This window comes from Arthrobacter sp. Soil762, from assembly GCF_001428335.1.
Lineage (GTDB): Bacteria > Actinomycetota > Actinomycetes > Actinomycetales > Micrococcaceae > Arthrobacter.
Map to the genome: position 1 here is coordinate 25,466 of NZ_LMSG01000017.1, position 25,439 is coordinate 50,904.

At 66.7% G+C, this 25,439-nt stretch carries 19 protein-coding genes; 13 read left to right on the plus strand and 6 right to left on the minus strand.

Going from position 1 to position 25,439, the window contains the following annotated elements:
* Position 1 precedes the first annotated feature (1 nt).
* A complete protein-coding gene (cydB, locus tag ASG77_RS11165) occupies positions 2–1,051 on the plus strand; it encodes a cytochrome d ubiquinol oxidase subunit II (protein WP_056345332.1) in 1,050 nt (349 codons plus the stop codon).
* A 6-nt stretch (positions 1,052–1,057) separates the two neighbouring features.
* Positions 1,058–4,558: a thiol reductant ABC exporter subunit CydD gene (cydD, locus tag ASG77_RS11170; protein WP_056345334.1), complete on the plus strand. Its 3,501-nt coding sequence runs from the start codon at positions 1,058–1,060 to the stop codon at positions 4,556–4,558.
* A 6-nt stretch (positions 4,559–4,564) separates the two neighbouring features.
* Here cydD and ASG77_RS11175 read toward each other — a convergent pair whose 3' ends face one another.
* Both ASG77_RS11175 and ASG77_RS11180 read right to left on the minus strand, forming a co-directional pair.
* On the minus strand, positions 4,565–5,083 hold the full coding sequence (locus ASG77_RS11175) for a DinB family protein (RefSeq protein ID WP_056345336.1): 519 nt from the start codon (positions 5,081–5,083) through the stop codon (positions 4,565–4,567).
* Positions 5,084–5,092: 9 nt separating this feature from the next.
* Positions 5,093–7,603, minus strand: a complete 2,511-nt coding sequence (locus ASG77_RS11180; RefSeq protein WP_056345339.1) for a DNA gyrase/topoisomerase IV subunit A — start codon at positions 7,601–7,603, stop codon at positions 5,093–5,095.
* Positions 7,604–7,714: 111 nt separating this feature from the next.
* Between ASG77_RS11180 and ASG77_RS11185 the strand changes: the two genes are divergently transcribed.
* From ASG77_RS11185 to ASG77_RS11195, 3 genes are all read left to right on the plus strand, one after another.
* Positions 7,715–10,399, plus strand: a complete 2,685-nt coding sequence (locus ASG77_RS11185) for a bifunctional acetate--CoA ligase family protein/GNAT family N-acetyltransferase (protein WP_056345342.1) — start codon at positions 7,715–7,717, stop codon at positions 10,397–10,399.
* Positions 10,400–10,441: 42 nt separating this feature from the next.
* Positions 10,442–11,188: a DUF5998 family protein gene (locus tag ASG77_RS11190; protein ID WP_056345345.1), complete on the plus strand. Its 747-nt coding sequence runs from the start codon at positions 10,442–10,444 to the stop codon at positions 11,186–11,188.
* A 79-nt stretch (positions 11,189–11,267) separates the two neighbouring features.
* Complete coding sequence (locus ASG77_RS11195; protein WP_442854241.1) at positions 11,268–12,434, plus strand: alkaline phosphatase family protein; 1,167 nt, start codon at positions 11,268–11,270, stop codon at positions 12,432–12,434.
* Between the two features lie 4 nt (positions 12,435–12,438).
* On the opposite strand, the gene sepH is transcribed toward ASG77_RS11195, so the two are convergent.
* The gene (gene sepH, locus ASG77_RS11200; RefSeq protein WP_056345350.1) at positions 12,439–13,812 is read right to left on the minus strand and encodes a septation protein SepH; all 1,374 of its coding nucleotides are present in this window, start codon (positions 13,810–13,812) and stop codon (positions 12,439–12,441) included.
* A gap of 282 nt (positions 13,813–14,094) precedes the next feature.
* On the opposite strand from sepH, the gene ASG77_RS11205 reads away from it, so the two are divergent.
* A complete protein-coding gene (locus ASG77_RS11205) occupies positions 14,095–14,394 on the plus strand; it encodes a DUF4193 domain-containing protein (protein WP_056345352.1) in 300 nt (99 codons plus the stop codon).
* Between the two features lie 10 nt (positions 14,395–14,404).
* Here the strand turns inward: ASG77_RS11205 and ASG77_RS11210 are convergent, their stop codons facing one another.
* A complete protein-coding gene (locus ASG77_RS11210) occupies positions 14,405–14,893 on the minus strand; it encodes a DUF3093 domain-containing protein (RefSeq protein WP_056345354.1) in 489 nt (162 codons plus the stop codon).
* Positions 14,894–15,008: 115 nt separating this feature from the next.
* Here ASG77_RS11210 and dut point away from each other — a divergent pair, with 115 nt between their 5' ends.
* The 4 genes from dut to ASG77_RS11230 all read left to right on the plus strand — a co-directional run bounded on the left by dut (position 15,009) and on the right by ASG77_RS11230 (position 17,498).
* Positions 15,009–15,551, plus strand: coding sequence for a dUTP diphosphatase (dut, locus tag ASG77_RS11215; RefSeq protein WP_056345357.1), 543 nt, complete (start codon positions 15,009–15,011; stop codon positions 15,549–15,551).
* 105 nt (positions 15,552–15,656) lie between these two features.
* Positions 15,657–16,394 carry a DUF3710 domain-containing protein gene (locus ASG77_RS11220; protein WP_056345360.1) on the plus strand — a complete coding sequence of 246 codons (738 nt, stop codon included), beginning with the start codon at positions 15,657–15,659 and terminating at the stop codon, positions 16,392–16,394.
* Positions 16,387–16,749 (plus strand): hypothetical protein, encoded by a 363-nt coding sequence (locus tag ASG77_RS11225; protein ID WP_442854242.1) that lies wholly within the window; start codon positions 16,387–16,389, stop codon positions 16,747–16,749. Before ASG77_RS11220 ends, ASG77_RS11225 begins: the two co-directional genes overlap by 8 nt.
* Positions 16,746–17,498, plus strand: a complete 753-nt coding sequence (locus tag ASG77_RS11230; RefSeq protein WP_056345366.1) for a DUF3159 domain-containing protein — start codon at positions 16,746–16,748, stop codon at positions 17,496–17,498. The genes ASG77_RS11225 and ASG77_RS11230 overlap by 4 nt, the downstream gene beginning before the upstream one ends.
* Here the strand turns inward: ASG77_RS11230 and ASG77_RS11235 are convergent.
* Both ASG77_RS11235 and ASG77_RS11240 read right to left on the minus strand, forming a co-directional pair.
* Positions 17,465–18,214 carry a potassium channel family protein gene (locus ASG77_RS11235; protein ID WP_056345368.1) on the minus strand — a complete coding sequence of 250 codons (750 nt, stop codon included), beginning with the start codon at positions 18,212–18,214 and terminating at the stop codon, positions 17,465–17,467. The genes ASG77_RS11230 and ASG77_RS11235 overlap by 34 nt on opposite strands.
* Positions 18,214–18,885 (minus strand): potassium channel family protein, encoded by a 672-nt coding sequence (locus tag ASG77_RS11240; protein WP_056345371.1) that lies wholly within the window; start codon positions 18,883–18,885, stop codon positions 18,214–18,216. Before ASG77_RS11240 ends, ASG77_RS11235 begins: the two co-directional genes overlap by 1 nt.
* 118 nt (positions 18,886–19,003) lie before the next feature.
* Here ASG77_RS11240 and ASG77_RS11245 point away from each other — a divergent pair, with 118 nt between their 5' ends.
* The 3 genes from ASG77_RS11245 to acnA all read left to right on the plus strand — a co-directional run bounded on the left by ASG77_RS11245 (position 19,004) and on the right by acnA (position 25,367).
* On the plus strand, positions 19,004–20,980 hold the full coding sequence (locus ASG77_RS11245; RefSeq protein WP_056345373.1) for an APC family permease: 1,977 nt from the start codon (positions 19,004–19,006) through the stop codon (positions 20,978–20,980).
* Positions 20,977–22,404, plus strand: coding sequence for a class I SAM-dependent RNA methyltransferase (locus tag ASG77_RS11250; RefSeq protein WP_056345375.1), 1,428 nt, complete (start codon positions 20,977–20,979; stop codon positions 22,402–22,404). Before ASG77_RS11245 ends, ASG77_RS11250 begins: the two co-directional genes overlap by 4 nt.
* 152 nt (positions 22,405–22,556) lie before the next feature.
* Entirely contained in the window at positions 22,557–25,367 is a 2,811-nt protein-coding gene (gene acnA / locus ASG77_RS11255) for an aconitate hydratase AcnA (protein WP_056345377.1), read from the plus strand.
* The last annotated feature ends 72 nt before the right edge of the window (positions 25,368–25,439 follow it).

Below are 25,439 nucleotides of genomic sequence, written 5' to 3' on the forward strand. Positions count from 1 at the left end.
CATGGAACTGCTGCCCACCATCTGGTTCATCGTCATCGCGGTGCTTTGGACCGGCTACCTCTTTCTTGAAGGCTTTGACCTCGGCGTGGGAATGCTGATGAAGCTTTTCGCGCGGGACAACACCGAGCGCCGGGTGCTGCTGAACACCGTCGGCCCAGTCTGGGACGGCAACGAGGTCTGGCTGATCACGGCCGGAGCCGCAACGTTTGCGGCGTTCCCGCTCTGGTACGCCTCGCTGTTTTCCGCCCTCTACCTCCCCCTGCTGGTGGTGCTGGTTGCCCTTATCTTCCGTGCCGTGGCATTCGAATACCGCGGCAAGGGTGACACGGACAAATGGCGGTCGCGCTGGGACTGGGCCATTGCCCTGGGCTCCTTCTTCGCCGCGTTCGGCGTCGGCGCTGCCCTGGCCTTGACCACCACGGGCCTGCCGCTGAACGCGAACGGTGACCGCGAAGGCGGCGCGTTTGCGTGGTTCAGCGGCTACGCCGTACTGGGCGGGCTGGCCGTGGTGGGGTTCTCCCTGCTGCACGCGCTGGCGTTCCTCGCATTGAAGACCGACGGCGACGTGCGCCACCGCGCGCGCCGCTGGTTCGTCCGGCTGCTTCCGGTCCTGCTGCTGCCTTTGGCAGGCTGGGCACTCATCATCCAGTTCCTGGAGGGCAAGCCGTGGACCTGGGCGGCCGTGATCGTGGCCGTCATTGCCGCAGCAGCCGCTTGGTTCCTGGCACGGCGGGGATCCGAACGCAGGGCGTTTATGGCGATGGGGGCCTTCCTCCTCCTCGGCAGCGCGTCCATTTTCGGCGCCGTGTTCCCGGTGGTGCTGCCCTCCACTCTGGACCCTGCGTTTGACCTCACCGTGGCCAACGCGTCGTCGTCCGATTACACGCTCGGGCTCATGAGTGTGGTGGCAGCCGTTGGCCTGCCCCTCGTGATCACCTACCAGGCGTGGACCTACTGGGTGTTCCGGCGCCGTGTCAGCGCGTCCCAGATCCCCGCGGCGCACAGCTTCCTGCCGGCCATTGCCGTCCGGGCATTCACGACAAAGGGCTGACCGGCTGTGCGCCCGGACTTTCCGGCCGGACCGGCCACACGCTCCGCCATCTACTGGCTTGGCCTGCTGGCGGCGCTGAAGGCGCTGTCACTGGTCCTGATGGGGCAGGCCGTGGCTGCCATGCTGGCCGGGCTGGCCACCGGGAACGGGTCGTGGGCCGAACAGTTGCCTTGGGGCCTGGCGGGCGTTGTCCTGAGGTCCGCCACAGTCTGGGCCCAGGGCATCGCCGCGCGCCGCGCCGCGCTGGGCATCAAGGAGGAACTCCGGTCCGAGCTGCTGGCCCGGGCCCTGCGGAACGGTGCGCGCAGCACCGGCCCGGCCGACGGCGGACTGGCCGTGCTGGCTACGCGCGGGTTGGACGCGCTGGACAGCTACTACACGCAGTTTCTTCCCGCACTGGTGAACTGTTCCGCGATCCCGTTGCTGCTCGGGGCGCGCATCCTGTTCACGGACTGGGTCAGCGCGGTGGTGATTGTCCTGACGGTTCCGCTGGTCCCGCTGTTTATGGTGCTGATCGGCCGCTACACCGAGGATCATGTCCGCGAGGCCCAGGAAACCCTGACCCGGCTGTCCGCCCACATGCTGGAGCTGGCCAAGGGCCTGCCCGTCCTGGTGGGGCTGGGCCGTGCCACCGCGCAGCGCAAGGCCCTTGAGGAGATCTCCGAGGAATACCGCGCCAGGACCATGGGGACGCTGCGCACCGCGTTCCTGTCCGCACTGGCGCTGGAACTGATCGCAACCATTTCCGTAGCAGTGGTTGCCGTATTCATCGGCGTCCGCCTGGTGCACGGCGAAATGCCGCTTGAGGCCGGCCTCCTGGCGCTGATTCTTGCGCCGGACTGCTACCTGCCGCTGCGAGAGCTGGGCACCGCCCACCACGCCAGTGATGACGGCCGGGCGGCCCTGGCCGAGACCAGGAAGGTCACTGAAGCACCCGAGCCGCAGCCGCTGCCCGCACAGGGACGCGAAGCTGCCGCGTCCGACGGCGGCAGCCCGGGTTCCGTGCCCGGGTCCGCGGGAGTGACGGTCACCGACCTCAGTGTCACGTACTCCGGACGGTCCGCTCCCGCCGTCGGGCCGTTAACGTTCACTGCCCCGCACGGGCTGATCACCGCCCTGGACGGTCCCAGCGGCGCCGGTAAAAGCACAGTCCTTGGCGTGCTGGCCGGGACCATCGGGGACGGCGGCGGAACCACAGTTTCCGGCCGCCTCTCCGGCCTGGCACGCGACGCGATCGCCTGGGTCCCGCAGCATCCGGTGATGGTGGCGGACTCCGTGCTCGAGGAGGTCATGCTGTACCTCGGTGGCGGAAGGGGCTCAGATACTGTGGCAGCAGCCGAGGCGGCCACGGATTGTCTGGCCGCTGCGGCTGCCGGGCACCTCGCCGGCCACCATCCGGCCGAACTTAGCCCGGGTGAGCTGCGGCGCGTTGCGCTGGCGCGCGGCCTGGCCCGCATCAGGTCCGGTGCCACCTTGCTGCTTCTCGACGAGCCCACCGCACACCTTGACGGCGTGTCGGCGGCGCTGGTGCAGGAATCGATCCGTGCACTCCGGGGCCAGGTCACCGTCATCCTGGTGGCCCACGACCAGCAGACCCGCGAGCTGGCTGACCACCTGGTGCCTGTTTCCGCCCACGGCATCACGGCGCCCTCCGACGGAGCTGGGCTGTCAGCAGGAACAGAGCCCTCCGGAACCGTGTGCGACGGAACCGGGGCCACCGTGGAGCAAGAGCATGCACCGGAAATTTCCGGGCGTCATCCGGCGAGGACGCAGACGCCCGCGGCCGGGGATTCCCGGCCAGGCGGGACCGCCCGCCTGCTGGCCGGCCTGCTGGCACCGGTGGCTGGCCGGTTCACCGGCGCCGCCGTGGTGGGCACTTTTGCCGCCCTTTTCGCCGTTGCCCTGTCCGGCCTCTCCGGCTGGCTTATCATCAGGGCCAGCGAACAGCCGCCCATCCTGTACCTGCTCACTGCCATCGTCGGGGTGCGGTTCTTTGGGATCGGGCGCGCCGTCCTGCGCTACTGGGAACGGCTCCTGCTGCACGATGCCGTGTTCGGCGCCCTCACCCGCCTGCGCGGCCGGCTCTGGGAATCACTGAGCCGCAAGGCCCTTTCACTCCGGCGGCTCCTGCAGGGCGGCAACGTCCTGGGTACGGTGATTGATGACGTCGACACCGTCCGGGACCTGCTGCCGCGGGTTGTGCTGCCGCCCGCAACGGCGCTGGCCGTGGCCGGTTCAGCGCTGGTGGCAACCGCCCTCGTGGCGCCTGCCGCGTTGCCGGCCGTTGCCTTCGCAGCAGCTGTCGGCCTGTTCGTGGCGCCGGCCGCCGCCCTGTGGGGGGACCGCCGCTCGGCCACAGCGGAACAAAGCCTGCGGGCAGGCGTCCTGCGGCGCACGTCCGCCGCGCTGGATGCCAGGCCCGAGCTGCACGCGAACGGCATCGCTGCAGCCATCCTGGACGCGCTGCGCGCCGAGGACCGCCTGGCCACCCGGGCATCGCAGCGTTCCGCCTGGGCCGAAGGCCTCGGCCAGGCCATCACCGTCGCCGCCTGCGGAACCGCCGCCTTGGCTGCTGCCGTGCTGACCGCACCCCAGGTGCTGGCAGGAACCATGGAGCCCGCCACGGCCGCGGTTGTTGTCCTGCTGCAGCTTGCACTCGTGGAACCGTACGCGGCGATGACGACGGCGGTGCGCCAGTACCCGGCGCTTCGCAGGGTTATGGGTCGGGTCGGTGAGTCAGGGGTGCTGGATGGCGGCGCCACGGAAACCGGCGCCGGCGAAACCGGCGCCACCGGCGCCGAGGCCGGTGACGGCCTGCATGCTGTTCCCGCCCGTTCCGGCGCCGCCGCGGGTGTTGAACTGGAAAGCGTCGGGGCGGCGTGGCCCGGCGGGGAACCTGTGTTCTCCGGAGTCTCCGCAATGGCCGGACCGGGCATCTGGCTGGCGGTCACCGGACCGTCCGGCGCGGGGAAATCCACGCTGCTCGCCGTCCTACTGGGCTTCCTGCCGGCCGCCACGGGCCGGGCCGCGGTGACCGGGACGGCGGCCTGGTGCCCGCAGGAGGCACACCTTTTCGATTCGACGCTGCGGGGCAACCTGATGCTGGGCATCCAGGCGCCGCCTGCCACTGATGCGCCTGCCGTCGGTGAAGCAGAGCTGGAAGCGGCGCTGGCCGCCGTCGGCCTCAGCGCCCTGGTGTCGCGGCTGCCCACCGGGCTGGACACCCGGATCGGGCCGGGTGGTTCCTTCCTCAGCGGCGGCGAGCGGCAACGGCTGGCGGTGGCGCGTACCCTGCTGACGGGGGCCGAGGTTATCCTGCTCGACGAGCCCACGGCTCATCTGGACGCACAGTCGGGACGGGAAATGCTGGCAGACCTCCGCGCCGGCCTGAAAGACCGCACAGTGGTTATGGTCACCCACAATCCGGCCGACATCCAGCCGGATGACGCCCGGCTGGAGCTCTCGGCAGTGTCCCGGACGGGCACGTCTGCTTCGCTGGTGGGTTGAGTCCCCTCAGCCGTCCACATCGTGGAGGTGATGGACCACGTCGTGCAAGAAGTACTGGGCCAGCGTCAGGACCGTGAATTCGGAACCGTTGCTGCGCAGGCCCCGCCGTCCCCACTCTGACTCCCGGACGCCGGCGAAGGACTCGGCAATCTGCTTGCCCTCGGCCGTCAGTTCGGCGCTGACCACGGCGGGATCGGCATTGGCGTAATCCTTTTCGACTGCCGTTTGGTCCTGGTCCCAGTTCTCAAACCGGGCGCCGTCGGCGTCGAGCATCAGGTTCAGCCGCTGGTCGAACAGCGTGAAGACGTCGCGGACGTGGCAGGCATATTCCAACGCCGACCACGTCCTGTCATCCGGGCGTTCTGCAACGTCAGGCCGGCGGAGGACGGCCCGCCAGCGCGGGAGCATGTTTTCCACGCTGCCCGGCACCGTGGCCGGTGTGGCGGTGGAAGCATCGAAGGAGCACTCGGGGCACGGCCGGGAGAGGACCCAGGTCCAGTCCTTTTCATCAGGAATGATAGGCATGGCAGCAGTCTAGGACGGATCGCTCCAGGCCATGGCCGGACCCACCGCGTCAACTGCCTGGGACAGCGGAATCCCCGAACCGTCCCGCCGGCCGTGTTCCTGCGGCAGCGACCTGGCAATACCGGCCAGCGATGAGGCCTTCGCGGGTCCGTGCCCGGCCCACGCCAGCAGCAGCGTGTCTTCGCCCTTGAGGAACCTGTGGGCGCGAACCCCGGCTGTCGCACGGCCCTTGGCAGGGTATTCGGCGAAGGCCGTCACTTTCGCCGCACCCGGAGCGGTGCCCGGCAGGGCGCCGTTCGTGCCCGCAATGGTGACCACCACGGCGTCGTCGTCGGCGGCGGTGACCGCCCCGAAGAACAGCACCTGGTCCCCGGCGCCGAGCTTGATACCCACCATGCCGCCGGCCGTCCTGCCCTGGGCCCGGACGTTGGCGGCGCCGAAACGGAGCAATTGAGCCTCACGGGTCAGGAACACCAGATCAGTCTCCTCAGACCCGGCCGGCGCCACACCCACCACCTCGTCCTTGTCCTTGAGCGCAATGACTTCCCAGTCCTCGCGGTTCAGGGGGTAATCGGGCTGGACCCGCTTGACCACACCCTGGGCGGTGCCGATGGCCAGGACTTCATCCAGCGGGGCGAACGCCACCAGCGCTTCACCCTTCAGGAGCGTGATGAAGTCCTTGGCCGGAACACCGCCGGCGAGGTTGGGCAGGCCGGACATCGGCGGCAGCACCGGCATGTCCATGACCTGAAGCCGCAGCATCCGGCCCTGTGAGGTGACCGCCGCTATTTCCCCGCGGGCCGAGGTCTTGACCACTGAACGGAAAACGTCGTGCTTGGCCCGCGGCCCGGACTCGGCGAGGGGCTCCTGGTTGGACGTGCGCGCGATCTGGCCCGACGCCGTCAGGATGGCCCAGCAGGGATCGTCCGAGATCTCCAGGGCGAGCGGCGCGGCCTGGCCTTTGCCGTTGGGGGCGGCCGCCAGGGCTGCCGCCACGGTGGGGGAGACGGCCTCGGATTCGAGCAGGACCGTCCGTCGCGGCGTGCCGTATTTTTCGGCGATTTCGCCGAGTTCGGAGGACACAAGTCCGCGCAACCGCTCCTCGGAGCCGAGGATGGCTTCCAGTTCCGCGATCTCGCGGCGCAGCTCCTCCTGCTCCTTTTCAAGCTCGATCCGGGAGTACTTGGTCAGCTGCCGCAGCCGCAGTTCCAGGATGTAGTTGGCCTGGATCTCGGAAAGATCGTAGATGGACATCAGCCGGACCCTGGCCGCCGCCACCTCATCCGAGGAGCGGATGATCTGGATGACCTCATCGATGTCCACGATTGCGATCAGGAGGCCCTCCACCAGGTGCAGGCGGTCCTTCTTCTTACCCAGCCGGAACGACGTCCGCCGGCGCACCACATCGATCCGGTGCTCCACGTACACGGAAAGCAGCTTTACCAGGCCGAGGGTCTGCGGCTGGCCGTCCACCAGCGTCACGTTGTTGATGCCGAAGGAATCCTCCATCGGCGAGTAGCGGTAGAGCTGCTGGAGCACGGCGTTCGGGTTGAATCCGTTTTTCAGCTCGATGACCAGGCGCAGGCCATGCTGGCGGTCCGTCAGGTCAACGATGTCACTGATCCCGGTCAGTTTCTTGCCATTGACGGCGTCCTTGATCTTCTCGATCACCTTTTCGGGGCCCACCATGTAGGGAAGCTCGGTGACCACCAGGCCGGTGCGCCGGGCCGAGAGCTGCTCGATCTCAACCTTCGCCCGGGTCTTGAAGGAACCGCGTCCGGTGGCGTAGGCGTCCCGGATGCCGTCCAGGCCCACGATCCGGCCGCCTGTTGGCAGGTCCGGCCCCGGCACAAAGCGCATGAGGTCATCGAGGGTCGCGTCCGGGTGGGCGATCAGGTGCCGCGCGGCGGAGATGACCTCCACGAGGTTATGCGGGGCCATGTTGGTGGCCATCCCGACTGCGATACCCGTGGCGCCGTTGACCAGCAGGTTGGGGAACGCGGCCGGGAGGACATCCGGCTGGGTCAGCTGGTTGTCGTAGTTGGGGACAAAGTCCACCACGTCTTCGTCGAGGTGGTCGGTCAGCGTCAGGGCTGCTGCCGCGAGCCTCGCCTCCGTGTACCGGGGGGCCGCCGGGCCGTCGTCGAGGGAGCCGAAGTTGCCGTGGCCGTCAATCAGCGGCAGGCGCAGCGAGAAGTCCTGGGCCATCCGCACCATGGCGTCATAGATGGCGGTATCGCCGTGGGGGTGGAGCTTGCCCATGACCTCGCCCACCACACGGGCGCTCTTGACGTGGCCGCGGTCCGGACGCAGGCCCATCTCACTCATCATGTACAGGATCCGGCGCTGGACCGGCTTGAGCCCGTCCCGGGCATCAGGCAGGGCCCTGGAGTAGATCACCGAATACGCATACTCCAGGAAGGAGCCTTCCATCTCGGACGTGACATCGATGTCCACGATGTTCTCGACGAAATCCTGGGGTGCGTCCCCGGCAGGGGCTGGGCTTTGGCGGCGGGCCATAGGGCTGGTGGATCCTTCTGGGTTACGGGTGGTGCTGTGGTCTGGGCGCAGGTGTGGAGGATAACTCCGGGCACACGGCCTGCGCTGTCAGTTTGTGGTTAGGCTAAGCCTATGGTGGATCAGCCCGGGGACGGCGAATATCCGGAACATTGGGAAGCCGATGTCGTGCTCCGTGACGGCGGCACAGCCCATCTGAGGCCCATCCACCCCAGCGATGCGGACGCGGTCCAGGCTTTCCACACCGGGCAATCGCAGAACTCAATCTACATGCGCTTCTTCGCATTCAAGGCCCGGCTGTCCAGCAAGGAGCTCAAGCGCTTCACCGAAGTGGACTACAAGGACCGGGTTGCCCTGGTGATCACCATCGGCGGCGAAATCCTGGGGATCGGCCGCTACGACAGGCTGGATGACCCCCTCGAGGCCGAAGTTGCGTTCAACATCGCCGACGCCCACCAGGGCCGGGGCATCGGCTCAATCCTGCTCGAACACCTTGCCGCAGCCGCCCACGAAAACGGGATCCGCCGCTTCAGCGCCGAAGTGCTGCCCGAAAACCGCAAAATGCTGATGGTGTTCGCCGACGCCGGCTACGACGTCAAACGCCACTTCGACGACGGCGTGGTGAGCCTGGAGTTCAACATCGACCCCACCGAAAAGTCCCGGGCGGTGATGGAGTCACGCGAGCACCGCGCCGAGGCGAGGAGCGTCCGGGACCTGCTGGCGCCGTCGTCCATTGCAGTCATCGGCGCGAGCCGCAAGTGGGGGACCGTGGGGTACCAGCTGCTGGAACACATCATTGAAGGCGGTTTTTCCGGGCAGGTCTACGCCATCAACCCGGAGGCACTGGAGCTCGCCGGAATGCTGTCCTTCGGCCGGATTTCCGAGATCCCGGAGCCGGTGGGGCTGGCCGTGATCGCCGTCCCTTACGAGGAAGTGGCCACCGTGGTTGACCAGTGCGCCGCGGCCGGGGTCAAGGGGCTGGTGATTGCCTCCGCGGGCTTCGCGGACGACGGCGAACGCGGCCTCACCCGCCAGCGCAACCTGGTCCGCAAGGCCCGGGCCAACGGCATGAGGGTGATCGGGCCCGCGTCCCTGGGGATCGTGAACACCCATCCCGACGTGAAACTGAACGCCTCCATGGCGCCCTCACTGCCGCGGCGCGGGGGCCTGGGCCTGTTCAGCCAGTCGGCGGCGATCGGTGTTTCCCTCTACGCGGCGTCACACCGCCGCAGGCTGGGCCTGTCCACGTTCCTGTCGGCGGGCAACCGTGCGGACGTCTCCGGCAACGACATCATGCAGTTCTGGGAGGACGACGCCGACACCGCCGCGGTGGGCCTCTACCTGGAGTCGATCGGGAACCCCCGCAAATTCTCCCGGATCGCCCGGCGGCTCGCCCGCACCAAGCCCGTGGTAGTGGCCAAGTCGGAAACCATGGGCTTGCGGCTGCCGCCCGGCCACGCCGTCCGGACCACCCAGGCGCCCGCCGGTGCGCTGGACGCCATGATGCGCCAGGCCGGCGTCATCAGGGTCGAGACCATCGAACAGCTGATGGACATCACCCAGATAGTGTCCAGCCAGCCGCTCCCGGCGGGGCCCGGACTGGCCATCTTCAGCAACTCCCTGGCGCTGGGCAAAGTGGTGGCGGACAGCGCCGAGGCCCACGGCCTGACCGTGGATGGCATCATCACGGACGTGGATCTCGACGCCGGCATGTCCCTGGCGCTGCCGGCCCTCCGCCACAGCCTCCAGGACACGCTCGCGTCCGACGCCGTCCACGCCGTGGTGGCCGCGCTGCTGCCGGTGCGTGGCCTGACCGTGGACCATATCGCCGAGGTCCTGGCCGAATGCTCGGCCGCCGCCGGAAAGCCGGTAGTCGCTGCCTTCACCGGCATCCTTGATCCCTCCATCTACGTGGAGGGCATGGTGGGAGGTGAGGGCCGGACAGTGCCATGCTTCTCGAACGCCGGTGCGGCTGTGGCGGCGCTCGCCGCCGTCGTGCGCTACGCGGAATGGGTGGCGCGGGACCCCGGCCACTTTGTCCAACCTGACGGCTGCGATCCGGAAGGCGCACGGATCCTGCTGGATCAGCTTCTGCGCGATGTCCACGGGGAGCACCTTAAGACCCTCGATCCGGCGTCCGCGGCAGAGCTGCTGGCGCACTACGGCATTGCGGTGCTCCCGTCCGCCGGTTTCGACTCAGAGGACGAGGCGGTTGCTGCCGCCGGCAGGCTGGGCTGGCCGGTCGCGCTGAAAACGACCGACCCGGCGCTCCGCCACCGCCTGGACCTGGGCGGAGTCCGCCTCGACGTCGAGGATCCGGATTCCCTCCGCCGCAACATCGTGCAGATGCGGCGCTCACTGGCACCCTACGGTTCGCCGGCCCTGGAGGTGCAGTCCATGGCCCCGGTGGGGCAGGCGTGCACGTTCCGGGCCATTGAGGATCCGCTGCTTGGACCGGTAGTCTCCTTCGGGCTGGCCGGGGACGCCGTCAACCTGCTGGATGACTGGGCACACCGCGTTCCTCCGCTGTCCGCGGCCGACGTGAAAGACTTCATCCGTGGGCCCCGGGCCGCCCGCAAACTCTTCGGCTACCAGGGCCTTCCCGCCGTGGACATTGACGCCCTGGAGGAAGTCGCCGGGCGGTTGGCCTGGATGAAGGACAACCATCCGGAAATAGCCTTGGTGGAATTCAATCCGGTCCTCTGCGGAACCCGGGGCGTGAACATCCTGGCCGCAGATATCCGGATCGGCAACGCAGCACAGCGTACCGACAGCGCCCGCCGGGCCATGCTGGGCTGACCGCGGTTAGCATGTCCCCGGCCGATCTGTGAAAATGGGGGGATGAGCTCACAGCCTTCCCCGTCGACGCCTTCCACCTCCGGCAGTGACAGCCAGGCAACCCGCCCCCACAGCTCACACAGCCACACGCCGCAGGGCCAGAGCCTGGACGGTGCGCTCCAGAAGGCTGGTTTCTACCCGCGCCTGGTGGCCGACGTCGTTGACGACGCCCTCGACGGGCGCGAATGCGTGGCCCACCTGGTGCACCTGGAAACCCACTTTGACCGGGCTGAAGTCCGCCGCCACATCACCGTGCTGGTCCTGACCTCAGACATGCTGGTGATCACCCACGTGGACGACCAACAGCTCGATGAGGCCGGCGAACAGATCGTGGCCCAGATTTCCACCGAATCCGTGCCCGTCGCGCAGATCCGCTCCGTGGTCCTGAGCTACATGTACTCCCAGCCGCAGGACTACAAGCCCTCGGACCCGGTCCGGGAAGTCACCCTCGCCATTGCCTGGTCCGGCGGCCAGCGGCTGGACATGGGCCCCGCCAGCTGCGGCGACCCGCAATGCGAGGCAGACCACGGCTATAGCGGCACCATTGCCCAGGAGGACATCGTCCTGCGGATCAGCGCCGAAGCCGACGGTCCGCAGGCCGTCCAGGACGCCAAACTCTTTGCCCGCGCCCTGCGGGCCGTGAACACCGGCTCCACGGCTCCCGTGCCGCACGCCGGCCAGACACTCCAGCCCCGGCCCCGGACGGGTGTGTTCGGAAACCGGCTCAGCCGCGGGCACCAGCAGCGCTGAGATGCCGGACCAAGGGAAAGCAACAGTCTCCCCAGCCTCTTCCGCAGCGGTTTCCCACGGGGCCTCCCCGCAGCTGAGCATGCCGCCCGCGCCTGCCTTTGGGCGGCGGTCCATCGGGGATGTCCTCACCAGCGCGGCGGCCAGCCTCGGGGTAGAAGGTTTCACGAACTCCCTGGGCCTTCCGCCGGCGTCGCGCGTCTGCGTGGTCCTGGCCGACGGCCTGGGCCGGAACCTGCTCAAACAGAAGTCTGCCCACACACCCTTCCTGCGCTCCGTGATGCAGTCCGGGCAGGGGGAAGTTCCCGTCTGGCTGGACTCCACGTTCCCCTCAACCACGGCCGCTGCCCTGGCCAGCTTCGGCACAGGACTCCCGCCCGGCCAGCACGGAATGGTGGGCTATGACGTCCTGGACCCGGACCAGGACAAAGTCGTCAACATGCTCGGCAACTGGGATGCCAAGGTGGACCCCGCTGAGTGGCAGCCGTTCCCTACCGTCCTCGAACGGGCTGCCGAATCAGTTAATGTGACCACGGTCAGCCTGCCGCAGTTCGGCAACTCGCCCATGACGCAGGCGGCCCTCCGCGGCGGGAATTTCGTTTCTGCCGTGACGGCCCACGCGCGCACAGAAGCCGCGGCCGAAGCCATGGACACAGCCGGCAAGTCCCTGATGTACTTCTACGTCAACGAACTGGATAAGGCCGGCCACCGGCACGGTTGCCAGTCCGAACAGTGGGAGCACCAGCTCGAAGAGCTTGACGCAACCGTCAAACGGCTCAACGCGTCGCTGCCGGCAGGGACCACCGTCCTGCTCACCGCGGACCACGGGATGCTCGACGTCCCGGAACAGCAGCGGATCGACTTCGCCGCGGACGCGTCGCTTGTTGACGGCGTGCGGCATACGGCGGGGGAGCCCCGGATGGTCCATCTCTACCTTGAGGATGCGGCAGACGCCGCGGGCCGGGAGCGATTGCTGGGCGCGTGGCGTGCCCGTTTCGGCGACAGGATCTGGGCCTTTACCCGGGAAGATGCCATCGCCGCCGGACTGTTCGGGACACTGCGCCCGGCCGTCGGGCCCCGGATTGGCGACATCATGATTGCGGCCCGGGACGCGCTGGCCCTCTACGACACCCGCCGCGGGCGCCCAGCCGCCATGGAGGTGGTGGGCCAGCACGGCTCGCTGACCAAAGCGGAACGCGAAGTACCGCTGCTGTGCTTTAAGGCCGAAGGCAAGCCACGGCGACGCTGAGGCGTCAGTCCCGCTTAGTCCCGAACACGATCTCGTCCCAGCTGGGAACCGTGGACCGCTTCGGTTTAGCGGGCTGCCGTTCAGGCTGGTCCGCATCATGGTCGGGGTGCTGGCCCGATCCTGCGTCGTCGGTGCCGGCCGCGTAGGCTGCCCGGCGCGGGCTGCCGCCGCCCAGCAGCTCGTCCAGGCCCACGTTCGGCGCGGGACGCCCCGGAGCTGTCTCGCCGGGGGCACCCTGCCCTGCGGGACAAAGCGGGGACGCCACAATGGTGACTTCCCTCGTTTCGGTGCTGACGCCGTCGTGCAGTTTCAGGACGTCGTCATCCTCGGAGTCCCGGTGCGGCGGGATGAGGCTCAGCCGGGACAGCATTGACGGCCGCGCATCACGCTTGCGGGTGAGTGGATCGGCGGCCGCGGCGTCATCCTGCGCGGTGGACTCGGCAGGTGCTGCCTCGCGCGTTTCGGGCTCCCGGTACTTCTGTTCCCTGGAATCCGGTTCAGGGACCACCTCAGAGGGACGTGGATGGGCAGCGGGCACGCCGTGGGTCAGCAACAGCGCCAGGGCGTCGTCCGCGTCTTCGTCGACACCCAGACGCTGGCCGCGGCGTGAACGGAGCATATCCAGGAGACCGTCAGATTCCCTGGCCTGCGGGACGGCCTGCGGGCCGGTCGAATTTCGGGCGGCCGCTGCTTCCGCGTCGGTTTCAAAGTCAAACGGGCGGTCCGAGACGGCAGTGAGACGGCGGGCCGGAACGGGACCGTCCAGCGGTTCCAGCTCACTGAGCTGCTGGGCCCAGCGGTTGGCGTTCTGCAGCGACTTGCGGGCCGGGCTGAACGTCCACTGCGCAGGCGGCTCTTCCCCGATGCCGGAGGTGCCGTCCTTTTTGGCTTCAAAACGGGCCACCACGGTCCAATTGCCGTCCTGGCGCCGCCACGAATCCCACTCCACGGTGGAAGGTTCAATCCCGTGGGCTGAGAGCCGGTGGTTGACCATGTCGTGGAGGGAAGCCGGGTGGTCGCCGAAAATGGAGCGGTAGGTGTCATGGCCGGGGGAGGGCGAAGCCACTTCCACCTTCCGTGCCTGTTGCGCTACATACTCCCGCTCTGCAAGGACAGGGCCCTCATACCGCTCGACTTTTGCGAGGGGAAGCCCGGAAAGCTCAGCCACGTCCGCTGCGGTGGCACCGCTGCGGATCCGTGACTGGATGTCCCGCGGGGACATGGCAATGGGCGCAGCCGCGGAAGCCGTCTTCGCCGAAGACCGGCTGGCCGTCCGCAGTGCTTCATCGATCGGCAGCTGGAACATCTCGCCGCCGGCACCGCTCAACAGGAGATGCTCCCCGTCGTCGTGTACGCCTACAAGCCGTAGATCCTGCATACAAATCCTCCACCCTGGCATTACTATCAATCGAAACTCTGCCACTCACCGGCACCCTTTTGGGTTAGGAGCAAGGGCGCGCCGCGATATTCCGGCACTTTCGGACACCAGTGCGGTCAGCGGCGGGGGTTTGCGCAGTGCCAGCGGACCGCACCGGGCGCGGAAGTCTGGATTTTGCCGCGTGCATGCGGAAGGATGAGCCCACGCCGGGCACAAACATGAGGTGTCCGGCGTTATCAAGGGTGTCACCCGCTGACCGGAAAGGAATGGAGTTAAGCCGCGATGGCCACCGACTACGATGCGCCGCGAAAATCCGAAGAAGACCTCACCGAGGATTCGCTGGAGGATCTGAAAACCCGGCGATCAGATAACCCGACGGCCGCGGTTGATGTGGACGAAAGCGACCTCGCCGCAGGCTACGAGCTTCCCGGGGCGGACCTGTCCGGCGAGGAGCTGCTGGTTCTGGTGGTGCCTCCACAAGCGGACGAGTTTACGTGTTCCTCGTGCTTCCTGGTCCGGCACCGTTCGCAGATTGCGCGGGAAAAGGACGGCCATTTCTATTGCAAGGAGTGTGAGGGCTGATGCGGGGTGCCTATTTCCGCGAAAGCGCGGCAGCGAGTTCCTCGGGCCGCCTGGACGACGTCAGCCAATAGGGTGTCCGGTCAGACGGGTCCGTGATTTCGATCCGCACCACCGGGTCGATCCAGCCACGGATGCACAGGTAGGCGAGGCCGTTGAGCCGGGTCCCGCGCTGGGCCGTGGCGTCCTTGCCGTGGAACGCTGCCGCGTCGCCGATGAAGCGGCGCTCAATGGTGGCGCGTCCTACCGTTAAGGCGTCACTGGTGACCAGGATCGTCGGAGTGGACAGCACGAGCAGGACAGCCATGATCGTGAACAGGACGCCGGCCGCCGTATAGCCCGCAACCATGCTGATCGGGGCGAAAACAAGGATCCCGGCACCGGAGATCCCCGCCGCGATGATCCAGATCCAGACGTTCGGCCACAGCCTCTCCCGGAAAACTGCCGGGGTGCCGGCAGAGGGGGCGTCAGGGACGGGCGCGGTGGAGCTGGATTCGGGCATGCCACCAGCTTTCCACCTTTGGCTGGCTATTTCATCTTGGGTTCATCCTGTCTTGGCCTGCGGCGTCCCGTTGAATCTAGGACGGAACTGCGGCTGGGCGTTAGAGTGAGTGACTGTGACTGACGAACTTGCCACTGTTGAAACCGTTCCTGACAATGAGCTGACCGTCTCTGCACCGGATGCAGAGGCAGCCTACGGGGCCCCGACGCTGCAGGTGCAGCTGAAAATGCTCGACGCCGGGCTGGAGGCACCTTCCTATGCCCACCCCGGCGATGCGGGAGCTGACCTGCGGACCCGGGAAGATGTGGTCCTGGCACCGGGGGAGCGGAAGCTGGTGGCTACCGGTGTTTCCATCGCGCTGCCGGACGGGTTTGTCGCCCTGATCCACCCTCGCTCCGGCCTGGCCACGAAGCATGGGCTGACCATCGTCAATGCGCCCGGCACTGTGGATGCCGGTTATCGCGGGGAAATTTCCGTGACCCTCCTCAACACCGATTCCAGGAACGCCATCGAGCTGCGGCGCGGCGATAGAATTGCACAGATGGTGATCCAGCGGGTGGAATATGCGCGGTTTGTCCCCGTCAACGAATTGAGCGAATCCGTGCGGGGAGCCGGCGGATTCGGATCCACCGGCGGCTTCACCTCGCCGAACGCCTGACACAGCCGACGGCGGCAACCAGCGTTGGTTGCCCGCGGCAGCAAGACTTCCGACGGTACCCACCGGGCCCGGCGAGTCACTTTCACAACTAAGGAGACAATCCCCATGGTTTTTGGGCTCGGCAGGAAATCAAAGAAGGAACATCCGGCCGACCCGGACGAATCCCAGGCCTCAGTGGAATCAACGGATTCCGCTGACACGGCCGCGGTGGGCGCCGGGCGTCGGGTCTCGGGCCCCTTTGATGTTTCCGAGGTCTCCAGCCGCGAGGGATATGTTGACCTCGGTGCGCTGCTCATTTCTCCGAGCGAGGGGCTCCAGCTCCGGCTCGAAGTTGAGGAAGCCACCCAGCGCGTGGTCGCTGTGACTATGGACCTGAACGGCTCCAGCCTTCAGCTGCAGGCGTTTGCTGCTCCCAAGACCGAGGGACTGTGGGACGAGATCCGCGAACAGATCGGTCAGTCCGTGGGAAGCCAGGGCGGGCAGGTTGAAGAAGTCCAGGGTGGCTTCGGAACCGAACTGATCGCCAAACTGCCCGCCGGTGCACAGGACGGCAGCCAGGGCTACCGGGTGGCGCGCTTCATAGGCATCGACGGGCCGCGTTGGTTCCTGCGCGGCGTCCTGGGCGGCGCGGCAGCGATGGAGCGCGAGGCTGCGGCACCGCTTGAGTCCCTTTTCCGCAAGATTGTGGTCATCCGGGGCGACAGCCCCATGCCGCCCCGTGACCTGCTTCAGCTGCGGCTGCCCAAGGATGCCAGCGTCACCCCGCCGCCTGTTGCCCCCGAATTCAGTGCCCCCGAGTTCAAGGGCCCCGAACGTGGTCCGGAAACCACCCAGATTGGCTGATTCCCGCCAAGGTCCCCAGGACTCCTCCCCGGACGCGGGGATGCCGGTCAGCCGGCTGCCGGAACGGGGGAGGGTGGTGTGCCAGGGGCACATCGAATCCGTCACCTACATGCCCGCGGACCAGAACGCGGCATTCACCGCCATTGTCTCGGACCCCGACATTCGCGAGACGGGCGCCAAACCGGCACATGGACCGGGTGGCCGCTTGCGTGTGGTCTGGCTGGGGCGGCGCAGGGTGCCGGGCATCGAGGCCGGGACCGTAGTCCGCCTTGAGGGCATGCTGTCCCAAAGCCAAGGCCTGCCCACCATGTTCAATCCACGCTATGAAATACTTTCCCGCCAGGAGAACGAATGACTTCGCCCCAGCAGCCCGAGCCGTCCAAACAGCCCGAGCCGTCCCCGGTGAAGGGACTTGCTGAAGGCTATGCAGCCAAAGCCGGCCTGCACCGCACCCATGACGGCCGGATCGATGTCCTCAAGAGCGCCGGCGGAATCCAGGGCATCGCCGAGAGCATTGTGCCTGGCCTGGTCTTCCTGATCGCCTTTACCATCACCCGGGACCTGACGCCGTCGCTGGTGGCCGCGCTGGCCTCCGCCGCGCTGTTTACGGTGGTCCGCCTCGTCCAGCGGCGCCCGCTGACCCAGGCCCTCGCCGGCGTGGTGGGGGTGGGAATCTCGGCCTGGCTCGCCAACACTACGGGCAAGGCCGAGGACTTCTACCTGCCGGGCTTCTTCACGAACACCGCCTACATCCTCGCCATGGTGATCTCCATCGCGATCAAGTGGCCGGTGGCCGGCCTGCTGTTCGGGATCATCCGCAACGAAGGGCTGGACTGGCGCAAGGATCCCGGGCGGCTTAAGGCTTACCGCCTGGGCACGTGGATCATCGTGGCGGTCCTGGTACTTCGGCTGATCGTTCAGGTTCCCCTGTACCTGATGGGCGAGGACGGACTCGCCGCCCTGGCCACGACCCGCCTGATCATGGGGGCGCCGCTCTATATCCTCGGCGTCTGGATCGCGTGGCTTGTCACCCGGCCGGTACCGGCGGACGCCGACGCCCCGACGTCGGATCAGCCGCCGAAGCCGTCGTCCTCCGGCGCCTGAGTTTCGGCAGGCTGCAGGCCTTCGGGCTCATGGGAGGCCTCCTCCGGCTCCTCCTCTGATTCGGGCGACAGCAGCGCACGCAACTGATCCTCGGCCGCGATAGTGGTGACGAAAAACAACTCGTCCCCGCCATCGATGACGTCATCCCGGCTGGGAGTGATGGGCGCGTGGTCCCGGAGGATTGCCACCAGCGTGGCGTCCTCGGGCCAATGGATGTCGCCCACCGTCAGGCCAATGACGTGCGAATCGTGCGGCACCGTGAACTCCACCAGCGAAGCGACGCCGGTCTGCAGCGTCAGGAGCCGGACCAGGTCACCGATCTCCACAGCTTCCTCCACAAGCGCGGTCATCAGCTGGGGGGTGTTGACGGCAACGTCTACGCCCCAGGAGTCGTTGAACATCCAGTCATTCTTGGGGTTGTTGACCCGGCCCACCGTGCGGCCCACGCCGAATTCGGTCTTGGCCAGGAGTGAGACCACCAGGTTCACCTTGTCGTCGCCCGTGGCTGAAACAACGACGTCGGCGTCCTCCACCTTCGCTCCCTGCAGGGTGCTGAGCTCGCAGGCGTCCCCCACGAGCCAGTGCGCGCCGCGCAGCCCGCTGCGTCCGATGACCTCAGGCTTGAGGTCGATCAGCAGGATTTCGTGCTTGTGGGCCAGCAGTTCCCTGGCGATCGATGACCCGACGCTGCCGGCGCCGACGATAACAACTTTCACTACAACTCCTTGGCGGGTGCTTTGGCCAGGATCTGGGCGACCTGGGAACTGCGGTCCACCGGCAGCATGGCGTGGACTGTGTCGCCGTCCTGGTACGAAGTCCCGGTTTCCGGGAGCATGCCTTCGCCGAACCTGGTGAGGTATGCCACCCGGATGTCGGCAGCTTTTTCGACTTCGCTGATCCGGTGGCCGATCCAGCCGGCGTCGAGGTCCACTTCGGCGAGGACCAGCCGGCCGGAAGGCTCGCGGAAATCGCCGGCGAGATGCTGTTCGGGCAGGATGCGGCGCAAGACCTGGTCTGCGCTCCATCTGACGGCTGCGACGGTGGGGATGCCGAGCCGTTGATAGATTTCTGCCCGGCCGGGGTCGTAGATCCTGGCCACAACGTGGGGGACGTGGAAGGTCTCGCGCGCCACGCGGGTGGCCAGGATGTTGGAGTTGTCACCGCTGGAAACGGCCGCGAAGGCGTACGCCTCTGCCACGCCGGCCTGCTGGAGCGTGTCCCGGTCGAAGCCCACACCGGTGACTTTCCTGCCCGTGAAGCCCTGCCGAAGCCGGCGGAACGCGCGGTCGTCCTGGTCGATGATGGCGACGGAATGACCGGCGTCCTCCAGCGTGTGCGCCAGAGTGGCCCCTACCCGGCCACATCCCATGATCACGAAATGCGCCACCGTATCTCCTCAACTTCCGTAGCCTGTTGCTGCTGCTAGAACTCTACCGGCAGCGCGCGTGCTGCCGCCGCCCGGACCCCGTCATGACATGGGCGGGGAATCAGACTAGCTTTGTGGAGTGCTGACTATATTGAATGCCGTGAAACGGGTGCTGGTGGGCAGGCCCTTCAGGAATGACAGGCTCGCCCATACCTTGCTCCCCAAACGGATAGCACTTCCGGTTTTCGCTTCCGACGCACTGTCCTCGGTGGCCTATGCCCCCGATGAAATCCTGCTCACCCTGGCCCTGGCCGGCGTGAGTGCGGTGGCCTTTTCGCCGTGGGTGGGCCTGGCCGTCATGGTGGTCCTCCTGACTGTGGTGGCGTCCTACCGGCAGAACGTGCACGCCTACCCTTCCGGTGGCGGAGACTACGAGATCGCCAATGAAAACCTGGGCAAGTTTTCCGGGCTGACCGTCGCCTCGGCGCTCCTTGTGGACTACGTCCTGACGGTGGCCGTCTCGATGTCCTCGGCGGCCACCTACCTCACCACGGCGGTGCCTTCCCTGCACGGGCAACAGGCCCTGTTCGCCACCATCGGCGTCGTAATCCTTGCCCTCGTTAACCTCCGCGGCATCAAGGAAGCCGGCAGCGTTTTCGCTGTCCCCACGTACATTTTTATGGCGGCTATCCTCGGCATGACAGCGGTGGGCGTCTTCCAGGCCGCGACAGGCCAGCTGGGCGAAGCACCGTCGGCGGCCTTCGAGATTGTGCCGGCTCCCGGTTTCGACGAAGGGCTGGTGGGCCTGGCCGGCGCCTTCCTCCTGCTCCGGGCGTTCTCCTCCGGCGCCGCCGCGCTGACCGGCATTGAGGCCATCAGCAACGGTGTGCCGAACTTCCAGAAACCGAAGAGCAAAAACGCGGCCACCACGCTGTTGCTGCTCGGCCTCATCGCCTCGTCCATGCTGGCCGGCATCATCTTTCTGGCCAACGCCACGAAGGTGCACATCGTGCTGGATCCGGCGACGGAATTCCTGATGAACGGCCTGCCGCTGCCGGAGGATTACATCCAGAGTCCTGCCATCAGCCAGATCGCCCAGACCATCTTCGGGCCGGGATCAATCCTGTTCTTCATCGTGGTCGCCGCCACCGGAGTAATCCTGGTGTTCGCCTCGAACACCGCGTTCAACGGGTTCCCGGTACTTGGCTCCATCCTCGCCCAGGACGGCTACCTGCCGCGCCAGCTGCGGACCAGGGGAGACCGCCTGGCATTCAGCAACGGCGTCCTTGCCCTGGCCGCCGGAGCGCTGGTCCTGATCCTCGCGTTCAACGGCGATGTCACCAAGCTGATCCAGCTCTACATCGTGGGCGTCTTTATCTCCTTTACCCTCAGCCAGCTGGGCATGATCCGGCATTGGGGGAGGCACCTCAAGCTCGCCAAGGACAAAGCCACCCGACGCCGGATGGTTAAGTCCCGCACCATCAACAGCATCGGGTTCGGCATGACGTCCCTGGTGCTGGTGATCGTGCTGATCACCAAGTTCCAGCAAGGCGCGTGGATCGCGCTGCTGGCCATGTTAATCCTGTTCCTGATCATGTGGAGCATCCGGGCACACTATGACAACGTGGCCAAGGAACTGGCCGTGGACGAGGACTCCTCGCCGCGGGCCCTGCCATCAAGGGTCCACGCGGTGCTGCTGGTGTCCCACGTGCGTAAGCCCGTGTTGCGCGCGCTGGCCTACGCACGCGCTTCGCGACCGTCGCGGCTGGACGCCATCACGGTGGACATTAACGCGGAAGAAACCGCGCACACGGTCGCCGACTGGGAAAAGCTGGAGATCCCCGTGCCGCTGACCGTCCTCGCCAGCCCCTACCGGGAAACCATCACGCCCATCATGGAATACGTGAAGAACATGCGCCGTGATTCCCCCCGCGACCTGATCGTGGTCTACATTCCCGAATACGTGGTCGGTAAATGGTGGGAACAGCTGGTTCACAACCAGACGGCGCTGCGCATCAAAACCCGGCTGCACTTTGAACCTGGCGTGATGGTGGCCAGTGTTCCATGGCAGTTGAAATCGTCCGAAGAAGCCAAAAACATGCAGGATATCCGATGAACCCCCAGACCCAGACCCACTCCGCAGCTGCCACAGCAGCCCCCACCGAACTGGTGCTCGACGTCGGCCCGGTGGCCCACGGCGGCCACTGCGTGGCCCGGCACGAGGGCAGGGTGATCTTTGTCCGGCACGGCATCCCCGGCGAAAAGGTACGCGTCCGCCTCACCGACGCGGGGGAGTCTGCCAAGTTCTGGCGCGCCGACGTTGTGGAGGTGCTGGAAGCCTCCCCGGACCGGGTGGAGCACTTCTGGCGTCCGGCGGACTCCCTCCGCGCCTGGGCCCACGGACATCCGCCGGTGGGCGGAGCCGAATTCGGCCACATCTCCCTTGCCCGCCAGCGCGCGCTGAAGTCGGCGGTACTGGCCGAACAGCTTCAGCGGCTCGCCGCCGTCGAACGCCTGCCCGAAGGGCACGGCCATGGCCAAGACACAGGAAACCTCGTGGAGGCTGTGGACGCGGGCGGGCCGGATTCCAGCCAGGAGACTGAGCCAACGTACGACGCCGGCACTGGCCTGGGGTGGCGGACGCGCGCCAGCTTCTCGGTGACTCCGGGCGGCAAACTGGGCATGCACGCGCACCGTTCCGACCACATCATTGCCGTCCGGGAGATGCCGCTCGCAACGGAGCGCATCAACCGGCTGCGCTTGTGGGACCTCGACCTGACCGGCATCGAACGCGTGGAGGTGGCAGCGCCGTCGAACGGTTCACGCCCACTGGTGCTGCTGGCTCCTGCACCCGGCACCAAGCCCAAGCGGCTCAGTGCCATCGCGGCCCAGCTTCCGGACGATGTCTCCGTGGCCACGTTCGACCCCCTGACCGGGGAAGTCGCGCAGCTGCGCGGCCGGACCTGGGTCCAGGAGTCGGCAGCCGGCCACGACTACAGGGTTACGGGCGCCGGTTTCTGGCAGATCCACCGCGACGCGCCCGGGACGCTTGTGGGGGCCATCACAGAATTCCTTCACAATGGCGGATTCCTGGCGCCGGGTTCCGTGGTGGCAGACCTCTACGCCGGGGCCGGGCTGTTCACGGCTCCCTTGGCTGATGCGGTGGGGGAGACCGGGTCCGTTCTCTCGGTGGAAGGTGCTCCGGGAACCAGCCGGGACGCCCGCAAGAACCTTCACGGTGCGCCGCAAGTGGAGATCGAACACGGCCGGGTGGAACGAGTCCTCCGCCAAAAGCCGCGGAATTTCGATGCCATTGTTCTGGACCCGCCCCGGGCGGGTGCCGGGAAGCCCGTGGTCAGCCAGCTGATCGCTGCCGGGCCCCGCGCCATCGCCTACGTCTCCTGCGACCCGGCATCGTTTGCCCGGGATGTTGGGTACTTCCAGCAGGCTGGCTGGTCCCTGGCGGGCCTGCGGGCCTTCGATCTCTATCCGCACACCCACCACCTGGAGACGGTGGCGTTGCTGACGCCGGGTCCTTGATGCCACTAGGATGGCGGTAGTAATCCCACGTCGCGCCCCGTATTCACGGCTGACCTCCTGCAATTTGTGTGGCCAGCACTAATTAGGCCTGCCTAACTAGCAAGCGGTCTACCGCGCGACAAAGATGAAACTGTTGCGAGAGGAGTCCTGCGATGAGCACTGTGGACAGCTTCGGTTCAAAAGGCAAACTTAATGTAGCCGGAACCGAATACGAAATTTTCCGGTTGAACTCCGTTGAAGGTGCAGAAAACCTTCCGTTCAGCCTCAAGGTATTGCTTGAAAACCTGTTGAGGACCGAGGACGGCGCGAACATCACGGCCGATCACGTGCGTGCCTTGGCCGGCTGGGATCCTAATGCCCAGCCAGATACAGAAATCCAGTTCACGCCTGCCCGCGTGATCATGCAGGACTTCACCGGCGTCCCCTGCGTGGTGGACCTGGCGACAATGCGTGAAGCAGTCAAGGAACTCGGCGGCGACCCCAAGCGGGTCAACCCCCTCGCTCCTGCGGAAATGGTCATTGACCACTCCGTGCAGATCGACGCTTTCGGCAACTCCGGCGCACTGGAGCGCAACATGGAGATCGAATACCAGCGCAACGGCGAGCGTTACCAGTTCCTGCGGTGGGGCCAGACCGCATTCGACGACTTCAAGGTTGTTCCCCCGGGAACCGGCATTGTGCACCAGGTCAACATCGAATACCTGGCCCGCACCGTCATGACCCGCGAAATCGACGGGGTCCTCCGGGCCTACCCGGACACCTGCGTCGGCACCGACTCGCACACCACCATGGTCAACGGCCTGGGTGTCCTGGGCTGGGGCGTTGGCGGCATCGAAGCCGAAGCGGCCATGCTGGGACAGCCTGTCTCGATGCTTATCCCGCGTGTTGTTGGCTTCAAGCTGACCGGGTCCATTCCGGCCGGCGCCACCGCCACGGACGTGGTGCTGACCATCACCGAGCAGCTGCGCAAGCACGGTGTTGTGGGCAAGTTCGTGGAATTCTACGGCGAAGGTGTTGCGGCAGTGCCGCTGGCCAACCGCGCCACCATCGGCAACATGAGCCCGGAATTCGGCTCCACCGCCGCAATGTTCCCCATCGACGACGTCACATTGGACTACCTGCGCCTCACCGGCCGCTCGGACGAAAATGTGGCACTCGTGGAGTCCTACGCCAAGGAACAGGGCCTCTGGCACGATGCTTCCCGCGAGATCAAGTTCTCCGAGTACCTCGAGCTGGACCTGTCCACGGTTGTTCCCTCCATCTCCGGCCCCAAGCGTCCCCAGGACCGCATTGAGCTGACGGATGCCAAAGAACAGTTCCGCAAGGACATCCACAACTACGTGGCCATCGAAGACGGCAGCGTGGACGAGTCCCTGGACGAGTCGTTCCCCGCCTCGGACGCCCCGTCCTTCACGCACGCCGACTCGCACACCACCGAGACCAGCCGTGTTGTGTCCGCAGCGAACGGCGCCCACGGGCGTCCGTCCAACCCGGTGCACATCAAGACTGAAGACGGCCGCGAGTTCGAACTGGACCACGGAGCGGTATCCATCGCCTCGATCACGTCCTGCACAAACACGTCCAACCCCTCGGTGATGCTGGCCGCAGCCCTGCTGGCCCGCAACGCCGTCGACAAGGGCCTGACCTCGAAGCCGTGGGTCAAGACCTCCGTGGCTCCCGGGTCCAAAGTTGTCACCGACTACTACAACAAGTCGGGCCTGACCCCGTACCTGGAGAAGCTCGGCTTCTACATCGTGGGCTATGGCTGCGCCACCTGCATCGGCAACTCCGGACCGCTGGACGCCCAAATCTCCGAGGCCATCCAGGCCAACGACCTCTCCGTCACCGCGGTGCTCTCCGGTAACCGCAACTTCGAAGGCCGGATCAACCCGGACGTGAAGATGAACTACCTGGCCTCCCCGCCGCTGGTCATCGCATACGCCCTGGCCGGTTCCATGGACTTCGACTTCGACACCGATTCCCTCGGCAAGGACGAAGCCGGCAACGACGTCTTCCTGAAGGACATCTGGCCCAACCCGGTGGAGGTCCAGCAGGTCATCGATTCCTCGATCGACAAGGACATGTTCGCCCGCGGCTACGAAGGCGTCTTTGACGGCGACGCGCGCTGGAAGGCGCTCGACACCCCGGCCGGTGACACCTTCGCCTGGGATCCGAACTCCACCTACGTCCGGAAGCCCCCGTACTTCGACGGCATCAAGGCGCAGCCGGAACCCGTCCAGGACATCTCCGGCGCCCGCGTGCTGCTGAAGCTGGGCGATTCGGTCACCACCGACCACATCTCCCCGGCCGGTTCCTTCAAGTCGGACACCCCGGCCGGCCAGTACCTGCTGGCCAACGGTGTGGAGCGCAAGGACTTCAACTCCTACGGCTCACGCCGTGGCAACCACGAAGTCATGATCCGCGGCACCTTCGCGAACATCCGCATCAAGAACCAGATCCTGGACGGCGTCGAAGGTGGTTTCACCCGCGACTTCACCCAGGCTGACGGCCCGCAGGCATATGTCTACGACGCCGCGCAGAACTACCAGGCAGCCGGCACCCCGCTGGTGGTCCTGGCGGGCAAGGAATACGGTTCCGGATCCTCGCGTGACTGGGCAGCGAAGGGCACCGCCCTGCTGGGCGTCAAGGCCGTCGTCGCCGAGAGCTACGAACGTATCCACCGCTCCAACCTGATCGGCATGGGCGTCCTGCCCCTGCAGTTCCCGGCTGGAGAATCCGCAGCCACCCTGGGGCTGACCGGCACGGAAACCTTCTCGGTTGAGGGCGTCATTGCCCTGAACGAAGGGACCACGCCCAAGACCCTCAAGGTCACCGCCACCGCAGAAGACGGCTCCGCCAAGTCCTTCGATGCAGTACTCCGCATCGATACTCCGGGCGAAGCCGACTACTACCGCAACGGCGGCATCCTGCAGTACGTCCTGCGCCAGATCTCGGCCAACTAGCCGGAATCTGTACCCACGCAGTACTCTTTCGAAGCCCCGGCCGGTCACCGACCAGCCGGGGCTTCGGCTTTG

Coding starts and splice junctions, on each gene's coding strand:
- cydB (WP_056345332.1), top strand. CDS start 2: ATGGAACTGCTGCCCACCATCTGGTTCATCGTCATCGCGGTGCTTTGG.
- ASG77_RS11175 (WP_056345336.1), bottom strand. CDS start 5,083: ATGCCTATCATTCCTGATGAAAAGGACTGGACCTGGGTCCTCTCCCGG.
- ASG77_RS11180 (WP_056345339.1), bottom strand. CDS start 7,603: ATGGCCCGCCGCCAAAGCCCAGCCCCTGCCGGGGACGCACCCCAGGAT.
- ASG77_RS11185 (WP_056345342.1), top strand. CDS start 7,715: ATGGTGGATCAGCCCGGGGACGGCGAATATCCGGAACATTGGGAAGCC.
- ASG77_RS11190 (WP_056345345.1), top strand. CDS start 10,442: ATGAGCTCACAGCCTTCCCCGTCGACGCCTTCCACCTCCGGCAGTGAC.
- ASG77_RS11195 (WP_442854241.1), top strand. CDS start 11,268: ATGCCGCCCGCGCCTGCCTTTGGGCGGCGGTCCATCGGGGATGTCCTC.
- sepH (WP_056345350.1), bottom strand. CDS start 13,812: ATGCAGGATCTACGGCTTGTAGGCGTACACGACGACGGGGAGCATCTC.
- ASG77_RS11205 (WP_056345352.1), top strand. CDS start 14,095: ATGGCCACCGACTACGATGCGCCGCGAAAATCCGAAGAAGACCTCACC.
- ASG77_RS11210 (WP_056345354.1), bottom strand. CDS start 14,893: ATGCCCGAATCCAGCTCCACCGCGCCCGTCCCTGACGCCCCCTCTGCC.
- ASG77_RS11220 (WP_056345360.1), top strand. CDS start 15,657: ATGGTTTTTGGGCTCGGCAGGAAATCAAAGAAGGAACATCCGGCCGAC.
- ASG77_RS11230 (WP_056345366.1), top strand. CDS start 16,746: ATGACTTCGCCCCAGCAGCCCGAGCCGTCCAAACAGCCCGAGCCGTCC.
- ASG77_RS11250 (WP_056345375.1), top strand. CDS start 20,977: ATGAACCCCCAGACCCAGACCCACTCCGCAGCTGCCACAGCAGCCCCC.
- acnA (WP_056345377.1), top strand. CDS start 22,557: ATGAGCACTGTGGACAGCTTCGGTTCAAAAGGCAAACTTAATGTAGCC.